This is a genomic window from Massilia sp. Root335 (genome assembly GCF_001425685.1).
Taxonomy (GTDB): Bacteria; Pseudomonadota; Gammaproteobacteria; order Burkholderiales; family Burkholderiaceae_D; genus Telluria; species Telluria luteola.
This window is the reverse complement of the sequence record NZ_LMCY01000005.1, coordinates 37,651-59,356: the sequence shown is the minus strand read 5'-3', so window position 1 is coordinate 59,356 and position 21,706 is coordinate 37,651. Positions and strand designations below refer to the sequence as shown.

At 64.3% G+C, this 21,706-nt stretch carries 27 protein-coding genes; 2 read left to right on the top strand and 25 right to left on the bottom strand.

Annotated elements, in window-relative coordinates; all coding sequences use genetic code 11:
* Positions 1-58 precede the first annotated feature (58 nt).
* From ASC93_RS04510 to ASC93_RS04410, 21 genes are all read right to left on the bottom strand, one after another.
* Entirely contained in the window at positions 59-433 is a 375-nt protein-coding gene (locus tag ASC93_RS04510) for a histidine triad nucleotide-binding protein (RefSeq protein ID WP_056437734.1), read from the bottom strand.
* 18 nt (positions 434-451) lie between these two features.
* Positions 452-793 (bottom strand): phosphoribosyl-ATP diphosphatase, encoded by a 342-nt coding sequence (locus ASC93_RS04505; RefSeq protein WP_056437731.1) that lies wholly within the window; start codon positions 791-793, stop codon positions 452-454.
* Between the two features lie 9 nt (positions 794-802).
* Entirely contained in the window at positions 803-1,234 is a 432-nt protein-coding gene (hisI, locus tag ASC93_RS04500) for a phosphoribosyl-AMP cyclohydrolase (RefSeq protein ID WP_056438072.1), read from the bottom strand.
* Positions 1,235-1,252: 18 nt separating this feature from the next.
* Positions 1,253-2,014: an imidazole glycerol phosphate synthase subunit HisF gene (gene hisF, locus ASC93_RS04495; protein ID WP_056437728.1), complete on the bottom strand. Its 762-nt coding sequence runs from the start codon at positions 2,012-2,014 to the stop codon at positions 1,253-1,255.
* Between the two features lie 124 nt (positions 2,015-2,138).
* Positions 2,139-2,915: a 1-(5-phosphoribosyl)-5-[(5-phosphoribosylamino)methylideneamino]imidazole-4-carboxamide isomerase gene (hisA, locus tag ASC93_RS04490; protein ID WP_056437724.1), complete on the bottom strand. Its 777-nt coding sequence runs from the start codon at positions 2,913-2,915 to the stop codon at positions 2,139-2,141.
* A gap of 42 nt (positions 2,916-2,957) precedes the next feature.
* Positions 2,958-3,596 (bottom strand): imidazole glycerol phosphate synthase subunit HisH, encoded by a 639-nt coding sequence (hisH, locus tag ASC93_RS04485; RefSeq protein WP_056437721.1) that lies wholly within the window; start codon positions 3,594-3,596, stop codon positions 2,958-2,960.
* Between the two features lie 16 nt (positions 3,597-3,612).
* Positions 3,613-4,203, bottom strand: a complete 591-nt coding sequence (gene hisB, locus ASC93_RS04480; RefSeq protein WP_036233394.1) for an imidazoleglycerol-phosphate dehydratase HisB — start codon at positions 4,201-4,203, stop codon at positions 3,613-3,615.
* Between the two features lie 20 nt (positions 4,204-4,223).
* A complete protein-coding gene (hisC, locus tag ASC93_RS04475) occupies positions 4,224-5,324 on the bottom strand; it encodes a histidinol-phosphate transaminase (protein ID WP_056437718.1) in 1,101 nt (366 codons plus the stop codon).
* On the bottom strand, positions 5,321-6,151 hold the full coding sequence (locus ASC93_RS04470; RefSeq protein ID WP_056437715.1) for a site-specific DNA-methyltransferase: 831 nt from the start codon (positions 6,149-6,151) through the stop codon (positions 5,321-5,323). The genes hisC and ASC93_RS04470 overlap by 4 nt, the downstream gene beginning before the upstream one ends.
* The gene (gene hisD / locus ASC93_RS04465) at positions 6,148-7,479 is read right to left on the bottom strand and encodes a histidinol dehydrogenase (protein WP_056437712.1); all 1,332 of its coding nucleotides are present in this window, start codon (positions 7,477-7,479) and stop codon (positions 6,148-6,150) included. Before hisD ends, ASC93_RS04470 begins: the two co-directional genes overlap by 4 nt.
* A 5-nt stretch (positions 7,480-7,484) precedes the next feature.
* Entirely contained in the window at positions 7,485-8,156 is a 672-nt protein-coding gene (hisG, locus tag ASC93_RS04460) for an ATP phosphoribosyltransferase (RefSeq protein WP_056437709.1), read from the bottom strand.
* A 156-nt stretch (positions 8,157-8,312) separates the two neighbouring features.
* Positions 8,313-9,563, bottom strand: a complete 1,251-nt coding sequence (gene murA, locus ASC93_RS04455) for a UDP-N-acetylglucosamine 1-carboxyvinyltransferase (protein ID WP_056437706.1) — start codon at positions 9,561-9,563, stop codon at positions 8,313-8,315.
* Between the two features lie 2 nt (positions 9,564-9,565).
* Positions 9,566-9,802, bottom strand: coding sequence for a BolA family protein (locus ASC93_RS04450; RefSeq protein ID WP_056437702.1), 237 nt, complete (start codon positions 9,800-9,802; stop codon positions 9,566-9,568).
* A gap of 6 nt (positions 9,803-9,808) precedes the next feature.
* Positions 9,809-10,576 carry an ABC transporter permease gene (locus tag ASC93_RS04445; RefSeq protein WP_056437699.1) on the bottom strand — a complete coding sequence of 256 codons (768 nt, stop codon included), beginning with the start codon at positions 10,574-10,576 and terminating at the stop codon, positions 9,809-9,811.
* Positions 10,573-11,520: an ABC transporter ATP-binding protein gene (locus tag ASC93_RS04440; RefSeq protein WP_056437696.1), complete on the bottom strand. Its 948-nt coding sequence runs from the start codon at positions 11,518-11,520 to the stop codon at positions 10,573-10,575. Before ASC93_RS04440 ends, ASC93_RS04445 begins: the two co-directional genes overlap by 4 nt.
* Before the next feature lie 220 nt (positions 11,521-11,740).
* On the bottom strand, positions 11,741-12,016 hold the full coding sequence (locus ASC93_RS04435) for a lipid asymmetry maintenance protein MlaB (protein WP_082547766.1): 276 nt from the start codon (positions 12,014-12,016) through the stop codon (positions 11,741-11,743).
* Between the two features lie 2 nt (positions 12,017-12,018).
* Positions 12,019-12,672 carry a phospholipid-binding protein MlaC gene (locus tag ASC93_RS04430; RefSeq protein WP_056437693.1) on the bottom strand — a complete coding sequence of 218 codons (654 nt, stop codon included), beginning with the start codon at positions 12,670-12,672 and terminating at the stop codon, positions 12,019-12,021.
* Positions 12,673-12,748: 76 nt separating this feature from the next.
* Positions 12,749-13,654 carry a VacJ family lipoprotein gene (locus ASC93_RS04425; protein WP_229412593.1) on the bottom strand — a complete coding sequence of 302 codons (906 nt, stop codon included), beginning with the start codon at positions 13,652-13,654 and terminating at the stop codon, positions 12,749-12,751.
* Positions 13,651-14,124, bottom strand: a complete 474-nt coding sequence (gene mlaD, locus ASC93_RS04420) for an outer membrane lipid asymmetry maintenance protein MlaD (protein ID WP_056437690.1) — start codon at positions 14,122-14,124, stop codon at positions 13,651-13,653. The genes ASC93_RS04425 and mlaD overlap by 4 nt, the downstream gene beginning before the upstream one ends.
* 21 nt (positions 14,125-14,145) lie before the next feature.
* Positions 14,146-14,925 (bottom strand): lipid asymmetry maintenance ABC transporter permease subunit MlaE, encoded by a 780-nt coding sequence (gene mlaE, locus ASC93_RS04415; RefSeq protein WP_056437687.1) that lies wholly within the window; start codon positions 14,923-14,925, stop codon positions 14,146-14,148.
* Positions 14,922-15,725, bottom strand: a complete 804-nt coding sequence (locus ASC93_RS04410) for an ABC transporter ATP-binding protein (protein ID WP_056437684.1) — start codon at positions 15,723-15,725, stop codon at positions 14,922-14,924. Before ASC93_RS04410 ends, mlaE begins: the two co-directional genes overlap by 4 nt.
* Before the next feature lie 376 nt (positions 15,726-16,101).
* Between ASC93_RS04410 and ASC93_RS04405 the strand changes: the two genes are divergently transcribed.
* Both ASC93_RS04405 and ASC93_RS04400 read left to right on the top strand, forming a co-directional pair.
* The gene (locus ASC93_RS04405) at positions 16,102-16,740 is read left to right on the top strand and encodes a dienelactone hydrolase family protein (RefSeq protein WP_056437680.1); all 639 of its coding nucleotides are present in this window, start codon (positions 16,102-16,104) and stop codon (positions 16,738-16,740) included.
* 1 nt (position 16,741) lies between these two features.
* Positions 16,742-17,749 (top strand): CapA family protein, encoded by a 1,008-nt coding sequence (locus ASC93_RS04400; RefSeq protein ID WP_056437677.1) that lies wholly within the window; start codon positions 16,742-16,744, stop codon positions 17,747-17,749.
* A gap of 53 nt (positions 17,750-17,802) precedes the next feature.
* Here the strand turns inward: ASC93_RS04400 and ASC93_RS29435 are convergent, their stop codons facing one another.
* From ASC93_RS29435 to ASC93_RS04380, 4 genes are all read right to left on the bottom strand, one after another.
* Positions 17,803-19,047 (bottom strand): type VI immunity family protein, encoded by a 1,245-nt coding sequence (locus ASC93_RS29435; RefSeq protein ID WP_082547765.1) that lies wholly within the window; start codon positions 19,045-19,047, stop codon positions 17,803-17,805.
* Entirely contained in the window at positions 19,044-20,033 is a 990-nt protein-coding gene (locus tag ASC93_RS04390; RefSeq protein WP_056437672.1) for a hypothetical protein, read from the bottom strand. Before ASC93_RS04390 ends, ASC93_RS29435 begins: the two co-directional genes overlap by 4 nt.
* Positions 20,034-20,035: 2 nt before the next feature.
* The gene (locus tag ASC93_RS04385) at positions 20,036-20,620 is read right to left on the bottom strand and encodes a PAAR domain-containing protein (protein ID WP_056437669.1); all 585 of its coding nucleotides are present in this window, start codon (positions 20,618-20,620) and stop codon (positions 20,036-20,038) included.
* A gap of 161 nt (positions 20,621-20,781) precedes the next feature.
* Entirely contained in the window at positions 20,782-21,681 is a 900-nt protein-coding gene (locus ASC93_RS04380; protein WP_056437666.1) for an NAD(P)-dependent oxidoreductase, read from the bottom strand.
* Positions 21,682-21,706: the final 25 nt, after the last annotated feature.

The window sequence follows — 21,706 nt, the reverse complement described above, 5'->3', positions numbered from 1 at the left end:
CTAAAGCTACGCCAGTATAAGCCATGCAGGGCGGGAATGCCCTCTTTCCTTTGGGGAATTACGTGCCCAGGCCGCGCCACGGACGCGGGCCGCCGTACACGTGCAGGTGCAGGTGATAGACCTCCTGGCCGCCGTCCGGACCGACGTTGAACAGTGTTTTATAACCGCCGCTGCGCTGGCCGTCCGGGCCCGTCTTGACGGCAATGCCGTGTTCGGCCGCCAGCTTCGGCGCCAGCGCCAGCATCTTGCCGAGGATGGCCGCGTGCGCGTCCGTGCAATCGGACAGGGTGGCCACGTGCAGCTTCGGGATCACGAGCAGGTGAACGGGTGCCGCCGGGTTGATGTCCTTGAACGCGAGCAATTCGTCGTCCTCGTACACCACGCTGGCCGGAATCTGCTTGGCGGCGATCTTGCAGAAGATGCAGTTATCCATGGTCTCTCCAGGTTTCCTTCAGTCTTGTGGGCGCGACGCTTTTTCTTCGATGCCGGAAATGCCTTCGCGCCGCGCCAGTTCGTCCAGCACCTGCTGCGGCGTGAGGCCGAACTGCGCCAGCAGGACGATCGAATGGAACCACAGGTCGGCCGTTTCGTACAGCAGCTTCGAGACGTCCGCGCCGGCGCGCACGTCCTTCGCGGCCATCACGGTCTCGACGGCTTCCTCGCCGATCTTTTTCAGGATCGCGTCGTCGCCCTTGGCGAACAGCTTGGCCACGTACGAGGACGACGGGTCGCCGCCGTTGGCCGGCTTGCGGGTTTCGATCAGCGCCGCCAGGCGTTCCAGTTGCGTGCTCATTTATTCCTGCTATTTCTTTTTCGGGTTGGTATAGATGGTGTCCGGGTCCTGCAGCACCGGCTCGACGCTGTGCCAGTCGCCGTCCTCGAACTTCTGGAAGAAGCAGGAATGGCGGCCGGTGTGGCAGGCGATGCCGCCGGCCTGCTCGACCTTCAGCAGCACCACGTCTTCGTCGCAGTCGAGGCGGATTTCCAGCACTTTCTGCACGTGGCCGGACTCTTCGCCCTTGTGCCACAGCTTCTTGCGCGAGCGGCTCCAGTACACGGCCTCGCCCAGCTCCACGGTCTTGGCCAGCGCTTCGCGGTTCATCCAGGCGAACATCAGGATGTCGCCGCTGCCGGCTTCCTGGGCGATCACCGGCACGAGGCCGTGCTCGTCCCATTGGACTTTCTTGAGCCAGGGTTGGGCCGGGATCGTCGGGGGGGTGGTCGGAGTCACCATGGTCGTCGGTTCCATCAGTCAGTCGAGGCGCATCGGGATGCCGCGGTCCGCCATGAAGCGCTTCGCCTCGCCGACCGTGTGCTGCCCATAGTGGAAGATGCTGGCGGCCAGCACGGCGTCGGCATGGCCTTTCAGTACGCCGTCGGCCAGGTCCTGCAGGCCGCCCACGCCGCCGGACGCGATCACGGAGATGCCGACCGCGTCCGATACGGCACGCGTCAGGCCCAGGTCGAAGCCGGACTTGGTGCCGTCGCGGTCCATGCTGGTCAGCAGCAGTTCGCCGGCGCCCAGGCTTTCCATCTTGCGGGCCCATTCGACGGCATCGATGCCGGTCGCGTTGCGGCCGCCGTGGGTAAACACTTCCCACTTGCCGGGCGCGACCTGCTTGGCGTCGATGGCGACGACGATGCATTGCGAGCCGTGCTTCTGCGAGGCGTCGTACACGAGCTGCGGATTGGTCACGGCCGAGGTGTTCATCGACACCTTGTCGGCGCCGGCGTTCAGCAGCCGGCGCACGTCCTCGACCTTGCGCACGCCGCCGCCCACGGTCAGCGGAATGAACACGGTCGATGCCACGGCCTCGATGATCGGCAGGATCAGGTCGCGGCCGTCGGAAGACGCGGTGATGTCGAGGAAGGTGAGTTCGTCGGCGCCCTGCTCGTTGTAGCGGCGTGCGATCTCGACCGGGTCGCCGGCGTCGCGCAATTCGGTGAAGTTGACGCCCTTGACGACGCGGCCGCCGGTGACGTCCAGGCAGGGGATGATGCGTTTTGTGAGCATAAGATTACTAAGTTAGCTCGTCGCCCCTGCGCAGGCAGGGGCCCAATTTGCACGCGCAGTCGATATGCGCGCAAAACTTGGGTCCCCGCCTTCGCGGGGACGACGGTTTTAGGGGTGGCGGCCTTTACGCCTGCGCGCCCTCGGTCAATGCGTCCGCGCGTTCCTGCGCGCTGGCCAGGTCGAGCGTGCCTTCGTAGATCGAACGGCCGCAGATCACGCCCTCGATGCCCTCGTCCTGCACGGCGCACAGCGCTTCCACGTCGGCCAGGTTGTGCAGGCCGCCCGAGGCGATGATCGGGATGCGCACGGCCTGGGCCAGGCGCACGGTCGCTTCGATGTTCACGCCGCCCATCATGCCGTCGCGGCCGATGTCGGTGTAGACGATCGATTCCACGCCGTAGCCTTCGAATTTCTGCGCGAGGTCGATGACTTCGTGGCCGGACATCTTGCTCCAGCCGTCCGTCGCGACCTTGCCGTCCTTGGCGTCCAGGCCGACGATGATGCTGCCCGGGAAGGCGCCGCAGGCGTCGTGCAGGAAGCCCGGGTTCTTCACCGCGGCGGTGCCGACGATGATGTAGGTGATGCCGTCGTCCAGGTAGCGCTCGATGGTGTCGAGGTCGCGGATGCCGCCGCCCAGCTGGACGGGGATCTCGTCCAGTTCATTGTCCGTGGCGTAGTCCTGCACGACGCGCAGGATCGATTTGATCGCGTCTTCGTTCTTCGGTTTGCCCGCGAACGCGCCGTTCAGATCGACCAGGTGCAGACGGCGCGCACCCTTCTTCAGCCAGTGCAGCGCCATCTCGGCGGGATCTTCGGAAAACACGGTGGCGAGGTCCATATCGCCTTGTTTCAGGCGAACGCAGTGACCGTCTTTCAGGTCGATGGCGGGGATCAGCAGCATGGTCGGTATCGATTAGGTTAATGGCCGGGTTGACGGCGGAAATTACGGATTCCAGTGAACGAAGTTCTTGTACAGCTGCAAACCGGCAGCGGCACTTTTCTCGGGGTGGAACTGGGTGGCGACGATGTTGTCCCTGGCGACCGCACAGCAGTACGGCGCGCCGTAGTCGGTCTCGCCGATGGTGTGCGCGGCGTCGTCCGGCACCGCGAAATAGCTGTGCACGAAATAGAAATAGCTGTTGTCGGCCACGCCGTTCCACAGCGGGTGGGCGCGCGACTGGCGCACCCGGTTCCAGCCCATCTGCGGCACCTTGAAGCGCGAGCCGTCGGCCTGCAGTTTGCCGTCGAGCTGGAAGCGCACCACCTTCCCGGGCAGCAGGCCCAGGCCGGGCGCATCGCCCTCCTCGCTCATCTCGAACAGCATCTGCTCGCCCACGCACACGCCCATCACGGGACGGGTGCGGGTCGCGCGCAGCAGCGCGTCCTCGGCGCCGGATTCGCGCAGGCTCTGCATGCAGTCGCGCATCGCGCCCTGGCCCGGCAGCACGACGCGGTCGGCCGCGTCGATCACGGCCGGGTCGTTGGAAATCTGCACATCGGCCTCGGGCGCGACGGCGCGCAGCGCTTGTGCCACCGAGCGCAGGTTGCCTACGCCATCGATTACAACAATCTTGTTCGTCATCTGGAAATCCGTGCCGTTACAGGCTGCCCTTGGTCGACGGGATCGTGCCCGCGGCGCGCGCATCCAGCTCGGATGCCATGCGCAGCGCGCGGCCGAACGCCTTGAAGACGGTCTCGCACTGGTGGTGGGCATTCACGCCGCGCAGGTTATCCACATGCAGTGTCACGCCGGCGTGGTTGACGAAGCCGCGGAAGAACTCGATGGTGAGATCCACGTCGAAACGGCCGATCGTCGCGCGGGTGAACGGCACATGCCATTCCAGGCCCGGACGGCCGGAAAAGTCGATCACGACGCGCGACAGCGCCTCGTCCAGCGGGACGTAGGCGTGGCCGTAGCGCCGGATGCCTTTTTTGTCGCCGATGGCCTTGGCCACCGCCATGCCCAGCGTGATGCCGGTGTCCTCGACGGTGTGGTGGTCGTCGATGTGCAGGTCGCCGACGGCCTCGACTTCCAGGTCGATCAGGCCGTGGCGGGCGATCTGGTCCAGCATGTGGTCCAGGAACGGCACCCCGGTATTGAGTTTCTGGCGGCCGGTGCCGTCCAGGTTGAGCGCGACGCGAATCTGCGTCTCGCTCGTATTGCGCGTGATTTCTGCGGTGCGGGTCATTGCTAGGTGCTCGGCGGTGTTCAGGCTTGCAGCGAAGCCTTCAGGGCATTCAGGAATACGGAGTTTTCTTCCGGGGTGCTGACCGTAACACGGATGCAATTGGCCAGCAATTCATGCATTCTACTCAAATTTTTAATCAACACCCGTTCCGCGAACAGTTTAGCGCAGGTCTTGTCGGCGTCCGGCACGCGCAGGGTGATGAAATTGGCGCTCGACGGAAACACCGTCACGCCCGGCAGCGCGGCCATCGCGGCGGAGAGAATCGCGCGCGCCTCGTTCAGGCGGGCGGCCTGCTCGTCCAGCACTTCCACGTGGTCGAGCGCGAATTCCGCCGCCACCTGGGTCAGTACGTTGACGTTGTACGGCGGGCGCACCTTGTCGAACTGCTCCAGCAGGGCGGGCGCCGCGGCCAGATACCCGAGGCGGATGCCGGCCAGGCCCAGCTTCGACAGCGTGCGCATCACGACCAGGTTCGGATACTGCGGCAGCTTGTCCATGAAGCTCGTGCGGGCGAACGGGTGGTACGCCTCGTCGGCGACGGCGATGCCGTTTTCTCCCAGCGCCTCGATGATGGCGATCATGTCCGCTTCGTCGTACAGGTTGCCGGTCGGGTTGTTCGGGTAGGCCAGGAACACGAGGCTCGGCTTGTGCTCGGCGATCGCGGCCAGCATGGCGGCGCGGTCGAGCGAGAAGTCGGCCTTCAACGGCACGCCGACGAAGTCCATGCCCGCGAACTGGGCCGAGCGCTGGAACATCACGAAGGCCGGGATCGGCGCCAGCACGACGGCACGTTTATCCTGGCGCGCCGTCGCGGTGCACAAAATCGAGATGATCTCGTCCGAGCCGTTGCCGAGGATGACGTCGAACCCGGCCGGCACGCCCAGCCGGGCGCGGATGCGTTCCTTGATGCCGGTGTACGACGGCGCCGGATAGCGGTTCAGGACCGCGTCGGCCAGGCGCCGGCCCAGTTCCGCGCGCAGCGCGTCCGGCAGCTGGTACGGATTCTCCATCGCGTCCAGCTTGATGTAGCCGCTCGAATCCGGGACGTTGTAGCCATGGCCGGACCGGACGTCTTCGCGGATCGTGTTGGCGATGAGGTTGTCGATGCTGGTCCTGCTCATTCCTGGTTCACTCCTTCGGTGGCGGTGGTTGAAACGTCGGCGCGGACGCCTTTGCGTTTCCTGGTGGCCGGCTGCGCGGGGGCGGACAAACGTTCCGCGATGGTCGCGCAGTAAGCGGGGTTCAGTTCGAAACCGGTGAAATGCCGGCCGAGGCGTTTGGCGGCCAGCGCCGTCGTGCCGCTGCCCATGAACGGGTCGAGCACGACGCCGCCCGGCGGGCATGACGCCTTGACCATGCGCTCGATGATCTCGAGCGGTTTCTGCGTCGGATGGTCGACCCGTTCCGCATGTTCGCGATGCAGTCGCGACACGCTCCACAAGTCCTTCGGGTTGTAACCCACTTCCAGCCACTTGGCGCCCACGAAGATCGAGCGCGATCGCGCCTTCTTCGTCTGGGCGTCGTACGGGATACGTACGGCGTCCAAGTCGAAATAATAATCCTTGCGCTTCACGAAGAAGCCGATGGTGTCGTGCACCGAGCTGTAGCTCCTGGTGCTGCCCCCCATCGAAGGGACGCGGCGGTCCCAGATGATCTCGTTCATCATCGTCATGCGCCGCTTGAGCATGACGAAGATCTCCGGCGCGAAGCGCCAGGTGAGAAAGATGTACAGGCTGCCGTTGTCTTTCAGCTTCGGCAGCACGCAATCGATCCAGCGCTCGGTCCAGGCGAGGTAATCTTCCACGCTCTGCTGGTCCGAGCCGTTGCCGTAATCCTTGCCGAGATTATACGGCGGGTCCGTCAGGATCAGGTCGATGCTGCCGTCGGGGATGCGCGCCATGCCGGCCAGCGCATCCTCGCAGAAGACCTGATCGAGCCAGGCCGTCATGATGTTTGACTCTTCCCTTCGATCCTCAGCTCCGCGCTGCGCGCGTGCGCCTGCAAGCCTTCGCCGTACGCGAGTTCGGCCGCGACGCGGCCCAATGTTTGCGCGCCGGCCTGCGACACGAACAGGATCGACGAGCGCTTCTGGAAATCGTACACGCCCAGCGGCGACGAAAAGCGCGCCGTGCGCGACGTCGGCAGCACGTGGTTCGGGCCGCAGCAGTAATCGCCCAGCGATTCGGACGAGAAGCGGCCCAGGAACATCGCGCCCGCGTGGCGGATCTTGTCGGCCCACTGCTGCGGGTCCTCGGCGGAGATTTCCAGGTGCTCGGCCGCGATGGCATTCGCAATCGCGCACGCCTCGTCCATGTCGCGCACCTTGATCAAGGCGCCGCGGTCCGTCATCGACGTGGCGATCGTCGCCTTGCGCGGCATCGTCGGCAGCAACTTGTGGATGCTCGCCTCGACCTGCGCGATGTAGTCGGCGTCGGGGCACAGCAGGATGGCCTGCGCCAGTTCGTCGTGCTCGGCCTGCGAGAACAGGTCCATCGCAACCCAGTCCGGGTCCGTCGTGCCGTCGCACAGCACGAGGATTTCCGACGGGCCCGCGATCATGTCGATGCCGACCGTGCCGAACACGCGGCGCTTGGCGCTAGCGACATACGCGTTGCCCGGGCCGACGATCTTGTCGACCGGCGGAATCGTCGCGGTGCCGTAAGCGAGCGCGCCGACGGCTTGCGCGCCGCCGATCGTGATCACGCGGGTCACGCCGGCGATCGCGGCGGCCGCGAGCACCATGCGGTTCTTGACGCCATCCGGCGTCGGCACGACCATCACGATTTCCTGCACGCCCGCGACCTTGGCAGGGATCGCGTTCATCAGCACGGACGACGGATACGCGGCCTTGCCGCCCGGGACGTAGATGCCCACGCGGTCCAGCGGCGTGACGCGCTGGCCCAGCACCGTGCCGTCAGGTTCGGTGTAGGTAAAACCGTTCAGTTCCTGCTTCTGGCGCTCGTGGAACACGCGGATGCGCTCGGCGGCCGTGCGCAGCGCGGCGCGTTGCGACTCCGGCAGCGAGTCCAATGCTTCCTGCAGTTCGTCCTGTTTGACGTCGAAGGCGGCCATGCTCGTTGCGCCGCCGGGAATCCGGTCGAACTTGTTCGTGTATTCCAGCACGGCGGCGTCGCCGCGCGCCTTCACGTCGGCGAGGATCTTCGCCACGGCCGATTCGATGGCGTCGTCGGTCTCGGCTTCGAACGCGAGCAGGGTGTTCAACGTCTGCTGGAAGCCGGCGGCGGTGGAATCGAGTTTGCGGATCGTGATGGACATAGCGTTCAGCCTTCGCGCTTGGACGCGCGTTCGAACGCGTCGATGATCGGTTGCAGGCGCTCGCGCTTGAGTTTCAGCGCGGCCTGGTTGACGACGAGGCGCGACGAGATCTCCATGATCTTTTCGACTTCGACCAGGTTGTTGGCGCGCAGCGTGCCGCCCGTCGACACGACGTCGACGATGGCGTCGGACAGGCCGACCAGCGGCGCCAGCTCCATCGAACCATACAGTTTGATCAGGTCGACGTGCACGCCCTTCTTGGCGAAGTGCTCGCGCGCCGTGTGCACGAACTTGGTCGCCACGCGCAGGCGCGCGCCCTGGCGCACGGCGTTCTCGTAGTCGAAGCCGGCGTTGACGGCCACGGACATGCGGCAGCAGGCGATTTTGAGGTCGATCGGCTGGTACAGGCCTTCGCCGCCATGCTCGAGCAGCACGTCCTTGCCGGCGACGCCGAAGTCGGCGGCGCCATGCTGGACATAGGTCGGCACGTCGGTGGCGCGCACGATCAGCACGCGCACGCCGGGGTCGTTGGTGGCGAGGATCAGCTTGCGCGAGGTTTCCGGATTTTCCAGTACCTCGATGCCGGCCGCGGCCAGCAGCGGCAGCGTGTCTTCGAAAATGCGGCCCTTCGAGAGGGCGAGGATCAGCTGGGAGCTGTCCTGAGTGGTGTCGTTCATGTGACTGCGTTAGTTTTGGACCCGCGCCCTACACCGTCGTTCCCGCGGAGGCGGGAACCCAAGTGCTGTTTGCGTTTCGTTAGCGCTTGCAAAATTGGGTCCCCGCCTGCGCGGGGACGACGTGGGTTGAGAGCGCGGTCGTCCCTGTTCTTGTCTTTATTTGATCCGGACGATGTCCGCCCCCACCGCCGACAACTTCGCCTCCATCCGGTCATACCCGCGGTCGAGGTGATAGATGCGGTCGACGAGGGTCGTGCCCTCGGCGGCCAGGCCGGCGATCACCAGCGAAGCCGAGGCGCGCAGGTCGGTCGCCATCACGGGCGCGCCGACGAGGCGGTCGACGCCCTTGATGAAGGCCGTGTTGCCCTCGGTGGAGATCTGCGCGCCCAGGCGGTTCATTTCCTGCACGTGCATGAAGCGGTTCTCGAAGATGGTTTCGGTGACGCGGCTCGGGCCGTTCGCGATCGTGTTCACGGCCATGAACTGCGCCTGCATGTCGGTCGGGAAGCCCGGGTATTCCGTGGTGCGGAACGAGACCGGCTGCGGCCTGGCGTCCATGCGCGCGCGGATGCTGTCGCCTTCGATGGTGAGCGCAACGCCCATCTCGCGCAGCTTGTCGAGGCCCGCGTCGAAGATGTCGGTGCGGGTGCGGGTGATGCGGATGTCGCCGCCCGTCGCCGCCACGGCGCAGAGAAAAGTAGCCGCTTCGATGCGGTCCGAGATCACCGAGTGCTCGGTGCCGTGCAGGCTGTCGACGCCCTGGATCACGAGGCGGTCGGTGCCGATGCCGTCGATTCTGGCGCCCATCGCGACCAGCATGTTCGCGAGGTCCGTCACTTCCGGCTCGCGCGCGGCGTTTTCCAGGATCGTCTCGCCATCGGCCAGCGTGGCGGCCATCAGCAGGTTTTCCGTGCCGGTCACGGTGATCATGTCGGTGTGGATGCGCGCGCCCTTGAGGCGGGTCGCTTTCGCGTAGATGTAGCCGCCCTCGATCGTGATGTCGGCACCCATCTGGCGCAGGCCCTTGATGTGCTGGTCGACGGGACGCGAACCGATCGCGCAGCCGCCCGGCAGCGACACCTTGGCTTCGCCGAAGCGCGCCAGCATCGGGCCCAGCACGAGGATGGACGCGCGCATCGTCTTGACCAGCTCGTACGGTGCGACGAGGGTGTCGATGGCGGCGCCGTTCAGCACGACGTTCTCGTCGTCCTGCGTGACTTTCAGGCCGGTCTGTTCGAGCAGGCGCAGCATCGTGCGCACGTCGTGCAGGCGCGGCACGTTCGACAGGCGCAGGTCGCCGGCCGTCAACAGGCCCGCGCACAGGATCGGGAGCGCCGCGTTCTTGGCGCCCGAGATGGGGATGTCACCGTTCAGGCGCTTGCCGCCGACGATCTGGAGCTTGTCCATGCTTATCCTTGGTACTCTTCAGGGGTCAGCGTCTTCATCGACAGCGCGTGGATTTCTTCGCGCATGCGGTCGCCCAGTGCGGCATAGACGATCTGGTGGCGCTGGATGCGGCTCTTGCCGGCGAATGCGGGCGAGACGATGACGGCGCTGAAATGCTGGCCGTCGCCCTCGACTTCCAGGTGGGTGCACGCCAGGCCGTTTTGGATGTAGCCGTGGATGAGTTCGGGTGTAGTAACCATGTTTTGTCAGTGGCGCAGCTTGTAGCCGCGGCGAAGCAGATTGATTGCGATAGCGGCCAGGGCCACGAAGAAGACGGCGACGATGGCCAGGCTGGTCCAGGGCGACACGTCGGACTGGCCGAAGAAACCATAGCGGAACCCGTCAATCATATAAAAGAACGGGTTGAAATGCGAGACCGCCAGCCAGAACGGCGGAAGTTTCTTAATGGAATAGAACACACCGGCCAAAAATGTTGCAGGCGTGATCAAAAAGTTCTGGAACGCGGCCAGCTGGTCGAATTTTTCCGCCCAGATGCCGGCGATGACGCCGAGCGTGCCCAGGATGCCGGCGCCCAGCAGCGCGAACACGACGATCCACAGCGGCGCCACGAAACTCAGGTGCGCGAACCACGCCGTGATGATGAACACGCCGAAACCGACGGCCAGCCCGCGCACGACGGAGGCCACCACGTAGGCCGACAGGATCTCGACGTGCGACAGCGGCGGCAGCAGGATGAACACGAGGTTGCCCGTGATTTTCGATTGGATCAGCGAGGACGACGAGTTGGCGAACGCGTTCTGCAGCACGCTCATCATCACGAGGCCGGGCACGAGGAACGACGTGTAGCTCACGCCGTCGAGCATCTGCACGCGGCCGTCCAGCACGTGGCCGAAGATCAGCAGATACAGCATCGCGCTGACGACGGGCGCGGCGATGGTCTGCGTCGCGACCTTCCAGAAGCGCAGGATTTCTTTAAAAAACAGGGTCTTGAAGCCCACGGAGAACAGATTCATCGTACCGATGCTCCAGCTTGAGATGCGCCTTCCATGATCTGGATAAAAATGTCTTCCAGGTCGGCCTGTTGCAGCTGCATCTCGTCGATTTCGGCGCCGGATTCGCGCAGGCGCGCGAGGATGCCTTCCACTTCGCCGTACTCGTTGACGCGCAGCGTGTACGTGTTGCCGCCGTTGTTCTTGCCCTCGTCGTGTTCGTTGTGCGCGACGAGGTGGCGCAGGCCGTCCGGCAGGGTGCCGTGCTTGAGGTGCACGACGAGCGACGAGCCGGACACGCGGCGCAGCAGCTGCGACATCGTGTCCAGCGCGACGACGTTGCCGGTCTTGAGCATGGCGACGCGCTGGCACATGGCCTGCGCTTCTTCCAGGTAGTGCGTCGTCAGGACGACCGTGTGTCCCTCGCGGTTCAGGCGCGAGATGAACTTCCACAAGGTCTGGCGCAGTTCGACGTCGACGCCGGCCGTCGGCTCGTCCAGCACGATCACGGGCGGTTTATGCACGAGGGCCTGGGCGACGAGGACGCGGCGCTTCATGCCGCCGGACAGCGCGCGCATGTTGACGTCCGCCTTGGGCGTCAGGTCGAGGTTTTCCATCACCTCGTCGATCCAGGCGTCGTTGTTCTTGAGGCCGAAGTAGCCGGACTGCAGGCGCAGGGTTTCGCGCACGGTGAAGAACGGATCGAACACGAGTTCCTGCGGTACGACGCCCAGCGCCATGCGGGCGGCACGGAAATCCTTGACGACGTCATGGCCGTGGATGCGCACGCTGCCCACGTCCGGGCGGATCAGGCCGGCGATGGTCGAAATCAGGGTGGTCTTGCCGGCGCCGTTCGGTCCGAGCAGGCCGAAGAACTCGCCTTGCTCGATGTTCAATGAAACGCCCTTGAGGGCCTTGAAGCCCTTGTAGCTTTTCTCGACGCTGTCGATCTGGATGGCTGCTGTCATGCGTTGGGAATCCGAAAGGACGGAACCGTGCGGGGGAAACGGGCCATTATAGAAGAAAATGCCATATCCAACCGGACATGGCATGTTTGCGGACGCCGGCGTCATGCCGGCGTTCGCGTGGGCTCGGCGAGCCCCGATGTCACGGACCGTAGGGTGGGCGGCCTCCGCCCACGCGTAACGATCGCGTAACGGACACGCCGCCCACGGCATCGGTGCGTGATCAGGCCCGGCCGAGAAGTCCGTCGACGCCGTACAACTTTGCCAACGCATCGACGTTGGCCGGCACATTGATGAACTTGAGGCTGCGCCCCTGCTCCTGTGCGCGGCGTTGCCACGCCAGCATCAGGGCCAGGGCCGAGGAGTCGGCGGCCTTGACGCCGCCGAGGTCGAACACGGTTTCGCCGGCGGACACGGCCGCGCAGCCCTGCGCCAGCGCCGCTTCCGCGTTGCCGAACGTCAGGGCGTCGAGCGAGAGCATGGGGTTCGCTTCCGCCATGCTTACTTTTGCGCCGCCTTGGCCAGCGGCTTGTTGGCCAGCTGCTCGTTGCGGTCGTGCAGCTTCTTGATCAGGCCATCGATGCCGTTCTTGCCGATTTCCGACGCGAAGGTGCTCTTGTAGGTCTCGACCAGCCAGGCGCCCAGCACGTTCAGGTCGAAGATCTTCCAGCCCTGCGGGCCCTTGGACAGGCGGTAGTTCAGGGTGATCGGCTCGCCGCGGGTCAGGTTGACCTGCGATTTCACCTCGACTTCCGTGTCGGCCGGGTCGGCGCGGAACGGCTTGAACTCGATGGTTTCATTCTTGATCTGCGACAGCGCGCCGGCGTAGGTGTACACGAGCAGCGTGCGGAATTCTTCCGCCAGCTGCTTCTGCTGCGCCGGCGTCGCCTGGCGCCAGAAGCGGCCTGCGGCCTGGGCGGTCATCTTGTCCGAGTCCACGTACGGCAGGATCTTGGAGTTCACCAGATCCATGATCTTGTGGGTATTGCCGGCCTGGATGTCCTTGTCGGCCTTGACGCTGTCGATGACGTCGGTGCTGACGCGCTTGACGAGCGCGTCCGGTGCTTCGACGGCGGCACGGGCCGGCGCCACGAGAACGGCGGTGGACATGGCCACGGCGGCGGCGGTCACGATCAGTTTTGCGATGGGCTTCATACGCTTCCTTTATTGGGTTGGGTCTGACCCGGCGGTCCCGCGTAGTGCGCGGACGGCCTGGCTGTACCGTAGTTAACTATTTCCGGACCGGTTCGGATGACACGGGCGCCGGCACAGGCGGATTATTCGGCGCCGAACCCGTCTCCGGCGCGGTTGCGGGCTCGTCCGCACCGTCTTCCGGGGCCGGTTTCGGGCCCAGCTTCACGCCCAGCTTCGACTCGACCTTCTCCTGAACCTTTTCCAGCTTTTCGTGGACCTTGTCGGCGCGCTCTTGCGCCTTGTCCGTGTCGAGCACCTTGCTGCTGCGGCGCTGCATATAGCCGTCACGGATGAACTCGTAGCGGTCGAGGGCGGCGTCTTCCAGCAGGTTCGACGCGTCCAGCACGCTGGCGCGCTGGTCGACCGCGCGCAGGACGACGCCGCCGGTACGCCACGGCACATCGTTCACGTGGGTCCACGGGTCGCCCCACCAGTCGCCCGGCAAGGCCGCGGTGTCACGCACCGTAGATGGGCCCAGCAACGGCAACATCAAGTACGGACCGCTCGGCACGCCCCAGAAACCGAGGGTCTGGCCGAAGTCCTCGTTATGCTTGCGCATGCCGGCCGGGGTGGCGATGTCGAGCACGCCGACCAGGCCGAGGGTCGAGTTGACGGCAAAACGCATGAAATCGTTCAGGCCGTCCTTGCCCTTGAGCTGGGCGAAATTGTTCAGCGAGCTCCACAGGTCCGTCAAGTTACCGAAGAAATTGTTCACGCCCGTTTGCACGAAGATCGGGGTGACGTTCTTGTACGCGGTGGCGGCCGGCTTCAGGGCGACGCGGTCGACCGAGTCGTTGAAGCTGAACATGGCGCGGTTGAACTTCTCGAACGGGTCCTTGGGATTGGCGGTCGTCGCGCAGCCGCTCAACAGTACGGCTGCACCGAGTGCCAGCGCCAGGCCGGTGCGCGTGCGCGGCGGGGCGGAGTCATTGCGGTTCATCATTTGCTACTGTCCTTTCCTTCGGCTGCCTTGCTATAAATAAATTGATTGATCAAGTCTTCGAGCACTGCGGCCGACTGCGTACGGGTGATGCGGTCGCCTTCGACGAGATTGTTCGTGTCGCCGCCGGCTTCGATGCCGATGTATTGCTCACCCAGCAGACCCGACGTCAGGATCTTCAGGGAACTGTCTTTCGGAAACTTGTAAGCAGGGTTCAAATCGAGGCGCACGAGGGCCTGGAAAGTCTTGTCGTCGAAGGCGATGGCGCCCACGCGGCCCACGACCACACCCGCGCTCTTGACCGGCGATTGCGGCTTGAGGCCGCCGATATTGTCGAACCGGCCCGTGATCGCATAGGTCTTGCTGAACGAAATCGTGCTCATGTTACCGGCTTTGAGTGCAAGGAAAAGGAGCGCTAACGCACCCAACAGGACAAAAAGGCCGACCCAGACGTCAATGGATTTACGATGCATAAATTTTCCCAACTATTCAGATTACTTGTTGAACATCAAGGCGGTCATGATGAAGTCCAGCCCCAGCACCATCAGCGACGCGATCACGACGGTCCGCGTGGTGGCGCGCGACACGCCTTCCGGCGTCGGCTGCGCTTCATAGCCCTGGAACAGCGCCGTGAACGTCACGGCCATGCCGAACACGAAGCTCTTGATGACCCCGTTCAGGATGTCGCGACGCACGTCGATGTTCGCCTGCATCTGCGACCAGAACGCGCCCTCGTCCACGCCGATCAGCTGCACGCCGACCAGGTAGCCGCCGATCACGCCGACGGCGGAGAACACGGCGGCCAGCACCGGCATGGCGACCAGGCCGGCCCAGAAACGGGGCGCCAGCACGCGCTGGATCGGGTTGACGGCCATCATTTCCATCGCGGTCAATTGCTCGCCCGCCTTCATGAGGCCGATTTCCGCCGTCAGCGACGTGCCGGCGCGGCCGGCGAACAGCAGCGCCGTCACGACCGGACCGAGTTCGCGCAGCAGCGACAGCGCCACGAGCTGGCCCAGCTTTTCCTCGGCGCCGAACTGGCTCAGCGTGTAATACCCCTGCAGGGCCAGCACCATGCCGACGAACAGGCCGGACACCGTGATGATCAGCAGCGAATAATTGCCGATGAAGTGGACCTGTTCCGAAATCAGCGCCGGACGGCGCAGCGCGCCGGGCGCCTTGGCGGCCAGGCCGAAGAACGAGCGCGTGACGAAGCCGACGCGGGCAAAGGTATCGAGGACGAAGCCGCCGATGGCTGCCAGGAAATTGGTCATCGCTTGCCTCCGAGGCCCAGGTCTTCGGCCAGCGACTTGCCGGGATAGTGGAACGGCACGGGCCCGTCCGGCTCGGCATTCACGAACTGTTTGACGTACGGGTCGGCCGAGCGGCGCATCTCGTCCGGCGTGCCCGCGGCGACGATCCTGCCGGCGGACAGGAAATACACATAATCGGCGATCATGAAGGTCTCGTTCACGTCGTGCGAGACGACGATCGACGTCGAGCCGAGCGCGTCGTTCAGGTTGCGGATCAGGTTCGCGGTCACGCCCATCGAAATCGGGTCGAGGCCGGCGAACGGTTCGTCGTACATGATCAGGGCGGGGTCGAGCGCGACGGCGCGCGCGAGCGCCACGCGGCGCGCCATGCCGCCCGAGATCTCGTTCGGCTTCAGATTGGCCGCATTGCGCAGGCCGACGGCGTTCAGGCGCATCAGCACCAGGTCGCGGATCAGTTCCTCCGGCAGGTCCGTGTGCTCGCGCAGCGGGAAGGCGACGTTCTCGAACACGGTCAGGTCGGTGAACAGGGCGCCGAACTGGAACAGCATGCCCATCTTGCGGCGCAGGCGATACAGGCCGTCCGTATCGAGCTGGTTCACGATCTCGCCATTCACCGCGACGGTCCCGCGCTGGGCCTTGATCTGCCCGCCGATCAGACGCAGCACCGTCGTCTTGCCCGAACCGGAGCCGCCCATGACGGCAATCAGCTTGCCGCGCGGGAAGTCCATGCTCAGGTTCTGCAGGATCGGGCGATCGCCATACGAAAAATGCAGATCGCGGATTTCGACGAGGTTGGACACAGTGAATATTGGTATTTGGAGAATCCCGTATTGTAGTGCAGAAACGGCAAGGCCTGCAGGACACGGCCGAATTCCAGCCATGTTATCGACGTGATATTACAACATTAATAAATCATGAGTCAGATATTTTTGAACATAAGTGCTTGTTTTTACTAACTTATGCATACGCCCATTGTTTCGCATCATTAAAATATCGTAACAAATTCCACGTGGAAACCCGCGTTCGAGAGTCGCGCCTCCGGGCTCGCGGCCACCGCCGGGAAGGCATGTCCCTGGCGCCGGGAACGGGACGATCCCGGTCTTCAAAACGGTGCGGCACCTGCCATGTTTAACAATCGGGCGGCGAATTTTTGCCCGTCGTGGCGGTCCAACGATCATGAAATCCCTGGTCCACATCGACAGCGGCGCGGCGACGATGGAAGGCATGCTCGAACTGCCGCACGGCGCGCTGGGTATCGTCCTGTTCGCGCACGGCAGCGGCAGCAGCCGGCTCAGTCCGCGCAACAACCATGTGGCGCACGTGCTGCGCGACGCCGGCATCGGCACCCTGCTGCTGGACCTGCTCACGCCGGGCGAGGACCGGCAATACCACAACCGCTTCGACATTGCCCTGCTCACGCACCGCTTGCGCACGGCCGCCGCCTGGCTGGGCGCACAGGAAGCGACGCTGGCCCTGCCCCTCGGCCTGTTCGGCGCCAGCACGGGCGCGGCCGCCGCACTGCAACTGGCGGCCGATCCGGCGGTGCCCGTCGCGGCCGTCGTCTCGCGCGGCGGGCGGCCGGACCTGGCCGGCGTCGACGCGCTGCGCGCCGTCGAAGCGCCCACCCTGTTGATCGTGGGCGGCGCCGACGAACCCGTCATCGCCCTGAACCGGCAGGCTTATGCGGAACTGGGCTGCATGAAACGGCTGGTGATCGTGCCCGGCGCGACGCACCTGTTCGAAGAACCGGGCACGCTGGAAGAGGTGGCGCGACAGGCGTCCGACTGGTTCACCGGGCAGTTCCCGCGCCACTAAAATGGCCGCCGACCTGCGCCTCATGTTCGGCGGCGACGCCATGCTGGGCCGCCACGTGCGCGACGTCATGCGGCGCGACGGCATCCACGCGCCGCTGGACGCCGTGTCTCCCCTGCTGCGCGCCGCCGACCTCGCCATCGTCAACCTGGAGTGTGCACTCACTGACAGCACCGGGCGCTGGCACGGCGCCCCCAAGGCATATTACTTCGCCGCCCTGCCCGAGGCCGGCCAGGCGCTGCTGGACGCCGGCATCCGGCTCGTCAGCCTGGCGAACAACCACAGCCTCGACTACGACGTGCAGGGCCTGGCCGACACCCTGCGCATCCTGGACGCGCACGGCATCGCCCACACGGGCGCCGGCCCCGACCTGGATTGGGCGCAGTCGCCGGCCGTCGTGCCCTGCGGCGACGTATTGGTCGGCATGGCGGCGTTCTGCGACCATCAGGACGATTTCGCCGCCACGGACGACCATCCCGGCATCGCCTGGCTGGACCTGCACGACGAGGCGGCCGCCATCGACGCCTTCGCACGCGCGCTCGCGCCCCTGCGCGCGGCCGGCGTGCGCTGGCCCATCCTGTCGCTGCACTGGGGGCCGAACAGGGTGACGGCGCCCGGCCCGCACCTGCGCCGCCTGGCGCACGCCGCGATCGACATCGGCTGGAAGATCGTCTACGGCCACAGCGCCCACGTCTTCCACGGCATCGAGCTGTACCGGGGCTGGCCGATCTTGTACGCGGCCGGCGACCTCGTCGACGACTACGCCGTCGATCCGGACCTGCGCAACGACCATCAACTGCTGTTCGAGGTGCAGCTGGGCGCCGACGCGCTGCGCCGCATCGTGCTGCACCCCATATTCATCCGCCAGGGCCGCGCGGCGCCGGCCGGCCATACGCAGCGCACGTGGATCGATACCCGCATGCAGGCACTGTGCCGCGACCTCGGCACGACGGCTCGGCTGGACGGCGATCTGCTCGTCATCGAGCCGGATGCGACGCCGGCGCACGAGTGATCGGCGCACGATCAACTGCGCAGGCCCGCCTCTTCCGACACTATTTTGCACCATCACAATTCAGCGACCAGTTCCCACGTGGCGACTTCACGGCTCACGAATTCGCCGTGCGGGCCGAGCGTGACGTGGAACGGGGCGAGATCGCCGGGCAGAAGGACGACCATCGGGCCGCGAATGTCGTCGGCGCCGTCGCCGGGTTGCGCCGGCTCCAGCGGGTACTTGCGGTAGCGGCCATGAACAACGCATGGTTTTCCGGTTTCGATCCGCACTTTCTTCGCAGGCTCGGTGCCGACCGGACCGCGCGGCAGTCCGGCAAAGGATGCCGGCGGCCAGATGCCCGGGCCGTCGAAGCGGCGTATCCAGAGGTCGGACGTGCATCGATTGAAACGCAGTTCACCGTCGATGGAGCCGCTGCCCATCGATTCGTACTTGCCGTTGCGGAGTGGGCGTATCGCCGCGTTGGCGCGTACGTAGGCTTCCGGCGGCGGTTCGTCAACCGGGCCGAGCTGCGGCGTGTCACCGGCGCGGATGATGAAGCCATTTGCATATCGCTCTGGATGGACGTTAAATCGTTGGCAATATGTGGCGAATGCCTTCGGGCCGCCGAGGCGTTCGGTAAGGAGATCACCGACGAAGGTGAGCCAATTAATCCCTTTCAAGCCATCCGGTGCATGGGGTAAGTCGGCCACCATGTCTTCGATAGATAGTGCACGATAACGGGTCGCCAAATCCAGAGCTTCAGGTTCCCAATCTTCTCCCTGTTCGATGGTCGCCGCAGCCAACCCGGCAACGCCGTGAAATGGAACGAGACGTTCGACACATCGCGCTAATAAACTTTTTAGGACTTCCCATTTTTCCGTCTCAAATGCATGTGCAAACGGGACTTGAAATTGAAAACACGAAATGTGCTGTTCTTGCCAGCCGCGCTCTGTCAGACAACTGACGACATAATCGCCAACTTCATCCGGATCATTGCCTGATGATTCATACCATTCAATACAGTCGTCTTCATCCAACAGTTTGATGTAATCTCGAAACGAAGAGGACGTAATCTTCGATAGCTTAATCGCATCCCAACTGTCAGGGTCGCGTGCCCACTTGAGACTGGCACCGTACGCTTCTTTGTAAGCATCGAAGCATTCGGCCAAGGCTAGTCGTGTGGTTGTAGTATGCCCGCCCCAGAAATAGAAAGAAGCAACAAAACCGACGGTCATGACAATCCCATCGGTATCGCCATCGATGTACTCGAAATCCGACCGCAATGATTCGATTTTTTCGAGTTCGGTACTGATCGTCATTTTGTTTCCTTTTTCTTCTGGTTTGGTGCGGCGTTCGCAACTGTTGACGTGACGAGCAGCGTTGCGCCAGCGACCCCAACGATGAGCGCGCGCGTTGCTGGGATGAGCAGTAGAATCGCACCCACCAGTACCACCCCGGTCTTGCCGGGATGCTCTTTCAAATACGCGGCAAGGGTGCGATGTTCGCTCGATACCTCCGCTGGGCCATATTGAGGCATTTGTGGCTGTGGAGGTGGTGCTGGCGACGGCTGAGGCGGCAAAAGCTGATACCAGCGCCGTACGTCCTCTGATTCACGTTTCATTGGTGTTATCACAGGAACTCGTACCGGCTCGGTAGCAGGTTCAGGGCGCTTCCTCCCACAATCGCAGTCACTTATTTTTAGTATCCTGAAGCGCTCTCTTCCAGCAATTTCTTGATATGCAAGTTTTTGGCTTCGCTTGAGGTTATCGCCAGCGAACTTAATTTCAAGAACGATTTCAATATTCTGCTTCACCGGTATCAAGCGCTCCCAGTCGATTTTTCCACTCGCCCGCATCGCCGCGAGTTCCGCGCCAGTGGCGTTCAGGATGATGCAATCGGGTATGCGCAGCAGTCCTTTTTGCGGCCGGCCTTCCAGATCGCGTTTGAACAATCCCTCGCCCATCGCACGTCCGAGCGGGAAGCGGCTCGGCCGGTTCGGTTGCTCGATGCTCATCAGCGGCTTGGGCGGATTCGTCTTCATGCTGAATCCAACCTCGGCCTTGTAACGCCAGACCAGCTGGTTGATTTCCTCGTCCGCCCAGATCCGCGCGGTCGTGCAGCGCTGTTTCAGTTCGTGCCCGAGCGTGTTAAGTATCGTCGTCCCGGCATTGCACCCGCACATTTTCTGGCACAGGTAGCCGCGGTCCAGCGGATTCGAAAGGACCAGCGTCTTGCCGTGCGATCCCGCATGTGTTTTCGAGCGTCCGACGACGCGCCGCCGGGGTTTGGTCTGATCGTCCGGCATGGTCAGAGGGTGTCCGTGATCGTTTCCGAATAATGGTAGGGGTCGTCGCCGGCATCGTTCACCATGCCCAGCACGAGCTGCATTCCTTCGGGGCTATCGGTCCATACCACGCCGGTACGCCCATGCTCATCCGTTTCCCCCTCGATCTCCCGCCCGTCGGCAGTACGCAGCGTGTACTTCACGCCAGCAAGCTCCTTTCCTGTGCCATCCGCGCGAAGGACGAAATGCTCCTGGACGTTTGCCGCTTCCTCCGTGCTGCGCGGCGCGGGCGCTGCCGCCTGCGCGGTTGCCGGACTGCTTGCGGGAGCGTCGTTGGAGCCATAACCCGCATGATTGTTGTGCCGCGAGTAGAGCACCGCACCGCAGTCCGTCGTGTCCAGGTCGAAGGCACTCGGTACGCCGTTGTCCGTTACCTGCGGAAAGCGGCTGGTAACGATCTTTGTCATGCGGTTGCAACGTGGGCACCAGACCAGATCGCCGACCCGCGCCACCAGCAGGCCGTCGATCGAGCGACGCGAGGTGCATTCGACCACCTGACCGCCGTGCGACGTCCTGTCCCCCTTGACGATGAAGCCGACAATTGCCATATGTTTCCTTTTTTAACAATCTTGTCGTAAAGATTTACTTTGCGCAAGGCCGTATCGTCGCGTGATTGAACTGAACGGGGCTTGATGGCTCGCAAAAAAAAACGGGCGCCGATGTGATCGACGCCCGCGGATGTGACAGGCTGGCTGCCCGTATCGGGAAACTATGGCCGCGAAAGTGGAGAACGTAGCCCCGCCTCTTCCGACACGTTCAGCGCGGCCGCGGTCCAATCGAGCTCGCCGCGATCCTTCGCCAGCGCGGACAGAAAACGGTCGTGCATCATGCTGGCCAGCGGCATCGGCACGCGCGCGTTGCTGGCGGCGCCCAGCACGAGCTTCGCATCCTTGAGCCCCAGCGACAATTTGAAACCGGGATTGGCGTAGTCGTGCTGCGCGATCAACTTGCCGTAGTTGACGTACAAGGGCGTCGCGAAAATGGATTGCGTCATCACGTCCATCATGGCCGTGCGCGGCACGCCGTATTTTTCGCACAGGGTCGCCGCTTCCGCCATCGCCTCGATGACGCCCATGATCATGAAATTGCCGCCCAGTTTGACGATGCTGGCGGACACGGGGTCGGGGCCCAGCTCGAACACGCGCTGGCCCATCGTCGCGAGCAGCGGCAGCACGCGTGCGCGCGCGGCGGCGTCACCTGCGCACAGGATGAACAGCATGGCGGACGCCGCCGCGACCGGACGGCCGAACACGGGCGCCGCGATGAACGCGGCGCCGCGCTCGGCGTGCAGGGCGGCGAGGCGTTGCGTCGTCTCGGGAGAGACCGTGCTCATCGACACGTGGATGCCGCCCGGCCCCAGCCTGGCGGCGATGCCGTCCGGCCCGCCGACGACCTGGTCCAGCGCGGCGTCATCCGCCACCATCGTGAACACGATGCCGTCGCTGGCGACCGCCTGGCCGGGATGGTCGACGCGCATCGCACCTTGCGCGACGAGGTCGGCCGCCTTGCCCGGCGAGCGGTTCCAGACGCGCAGCGTGTGGCCTTTACTAATCAGGTTGCTGGCCATGGCATGTCCCATGCCGCCCAGGCCCACGTAGCCGATATCCATCCGTTGTCTCCATGAATTGGTCAGA

What these genes read in the sequence shown, in the direction of transcription:
- ASC93_RS04510 (WP_056437734.1), bottom strand. Translation starts at nt 433, where the DNA reads ATGGATAACTGCATCTTCTGCAAGATCGCCGCCAAGCAGATTCCGGCC.
- ASC93_RS04505 (WP_056437731.1), bottom strand. Translation starts at nt 793, where the DNA reads ATGAGCACGCAACTGGAACGCCTGGCGGCGCTGATCGAAACCCGCAAG.
- hisI (WP_056438072.1), bottom strand. Translation starts at nt 1,234, where the DNA reads ATGGTGACTCCGACCACCCCCCCGACGATCCCGGCCCAACCCTGGCTC.
- hisF (WP_056437728.1), bottom strand. Translation starts at nt 2,014, where the DNA reads ATGCTCACAAAACGCATCATCCCCTGCCTGGACGTCACCGGCGGCCGC.
- hisA (WP_056437724.1), bottom strand. Translation starts at nt 2,915, where the DNA reads ATGCTGCTGATCCCCGCCATCGACCTGAAAGACGGTCACTGCGTTCGC.
- hisH (WP_056437721.1), bottom strand. Translation starts at nt 3,596, where the DNA reads ATGACGAACAAGATTGTTGTAATCGATGGCGTAGGCAACCTGCGCTCG.
- hisB (WP_036233394.1), bottom strand. Translation starts at nt 4,203, where the DNA reads ATGACCCGCACCGCAGAAATCACGCGCAATACGAGCGAGACGCAGATT.
- hisC (WP_056437718.1), bottom strand. Translation starts at nt 5,324, where the DNA reads ATGAGCAGGACCAGCATCGACAACCTCATCGCCAACACGATCCGCGAA.
- ASC93_RS04470 (WP_056437715.1), bottom strand. Translation starts at nt 6,151, where the DNA reads ATGACGGCCTGGCTCGATCAGGTCTTCTGCGAGGATGCGCTGGCCGGC.
- hisD (WP_056437712.1), bottom strand. Translation starts at nt 7,479, where the DNA reads ATGTCCATCACGATCCGCAAACTCGATTCCACCGCCGCCGGCTTCCAG.
- hisG (WP_056437709.1), bottom strand. Translation starts at nt 8,156, where the DNA reads ATGAACGACACCACTCAGGACAGCTCCCAGCTGATCCTCGCCCTCTCG.
- murA (WP_056437706.1), bottom strand. Translation starts at nt 9,563, where the DNA reads ATGGACAAGCTCCAGATCGTCGGCGGCAAGCGCCTGAACGGTGACATC.
- ASC93_RS04450 (WP_056437702.1), bottom strand. Translation starts at nt 9,802, where the DNA reads ATGGTTACTACACCCGAACTCATCCACGGCTACATCCAAAACGGCCTG.
- ASC93_RS04445 (WP_056437699.1), bottom strand. Translation starts at nt 10,576, where the DNA reads ATGAATCTGTTCTCCGTGGGCTTCAAGACCCTGTTTTTTAAAGAAATC.
- ASC93_RS04440 (WP_056437696.1), bottom strand. Translation starts at nt 11,520, where the DNA reads ATGACAGCAGCCATCCAGATCGACAGCGTCGAGAAAAGCTACAAGGGC.
- ASC93_RS04435 (WP_082547766.1), bottom strand. Translation starts at nt 12,016, where the DNA reads ATGGCGGAAGCGAACCCCATGCTCTCGCTCGACGCCCTGACGTTCGGC.
- ASC93_RS04430 (WP_056437693.1), bottom strand. Translation starts at nt 12,672, where the DNA reads ATGAAGCCCATCGCAAAACTGATCGTGACCGCCGCCGCCGTGGCCATG.
- ASC93_RS04425 (WP_229412593.1), bottom strand. Translation starts at nt 13,654, where the DNA reads ATGATGAACCGCAATGACTCCGCCCCGCCGCGCACGCGCACCGGCCTG.
- mlaD (WP_056437690.1), bottom strand. Translation starts at nt 14,124, where the DNA reads ATGCATCGTAAATCCATTGACGTCTGGGTCGGCCTTTTTGTCCTGTTG.
- mlaE (WP_056437687.1), bottom strand. Translation starts at nt 14,925, where the DNA reads ATGACCAATTTCCTGGCAGCCATCGGCGGCTTCGTCCTCGATACCTTT.
- ASC93_RS04405 (WP_056437680.1), top strand. Translation starts at nt 16,102, where the DNA reads ATGAAATCCCTGGTCCACATCGACAGCGGCGCGGCGACGATGGAAGGC.
- ASC93_RS04400 (WP_056437677.1), top strand. Translation starts at nt 16,742, where the DNA reads ATGGCCGCCGACCTGCGCCTCATGTTCGGCGGCGACGCCATGCTGGGC.
- ASC93_RS29435 (WP_082547765.1), bottom strand. Translation starts at nt 19,047, where the DNA reads ATGACGATCAGTACCGAACTCGAAAAAATCGAATCATTGCGGTCGGAT.
- ASC93_RS04390 (WP_056437672.1), bottom strand. Translation starts at nt 20,033, where the DNA reads ATGCCGGACGATCAGACCAAACCCCGGCGGCGCGTCGTCGGACGCTCG.
- ASC93_RS04385 (WP_056437669.1), bottom strand. Translation starts at nt 20,620, where the DNA reads ATGGCAATTGTCGGCTTCATCGTCAAGGGGGACAGGACGTCGCACGGC.
- ASC93_RS04380 (WP_056437666.1), bottom strand. Translation starts at nt 21,681, where the DNA reads ATGGATATCGGCTACGTGGGCCTGGGCGGCATGGGACATGCCATGGCC.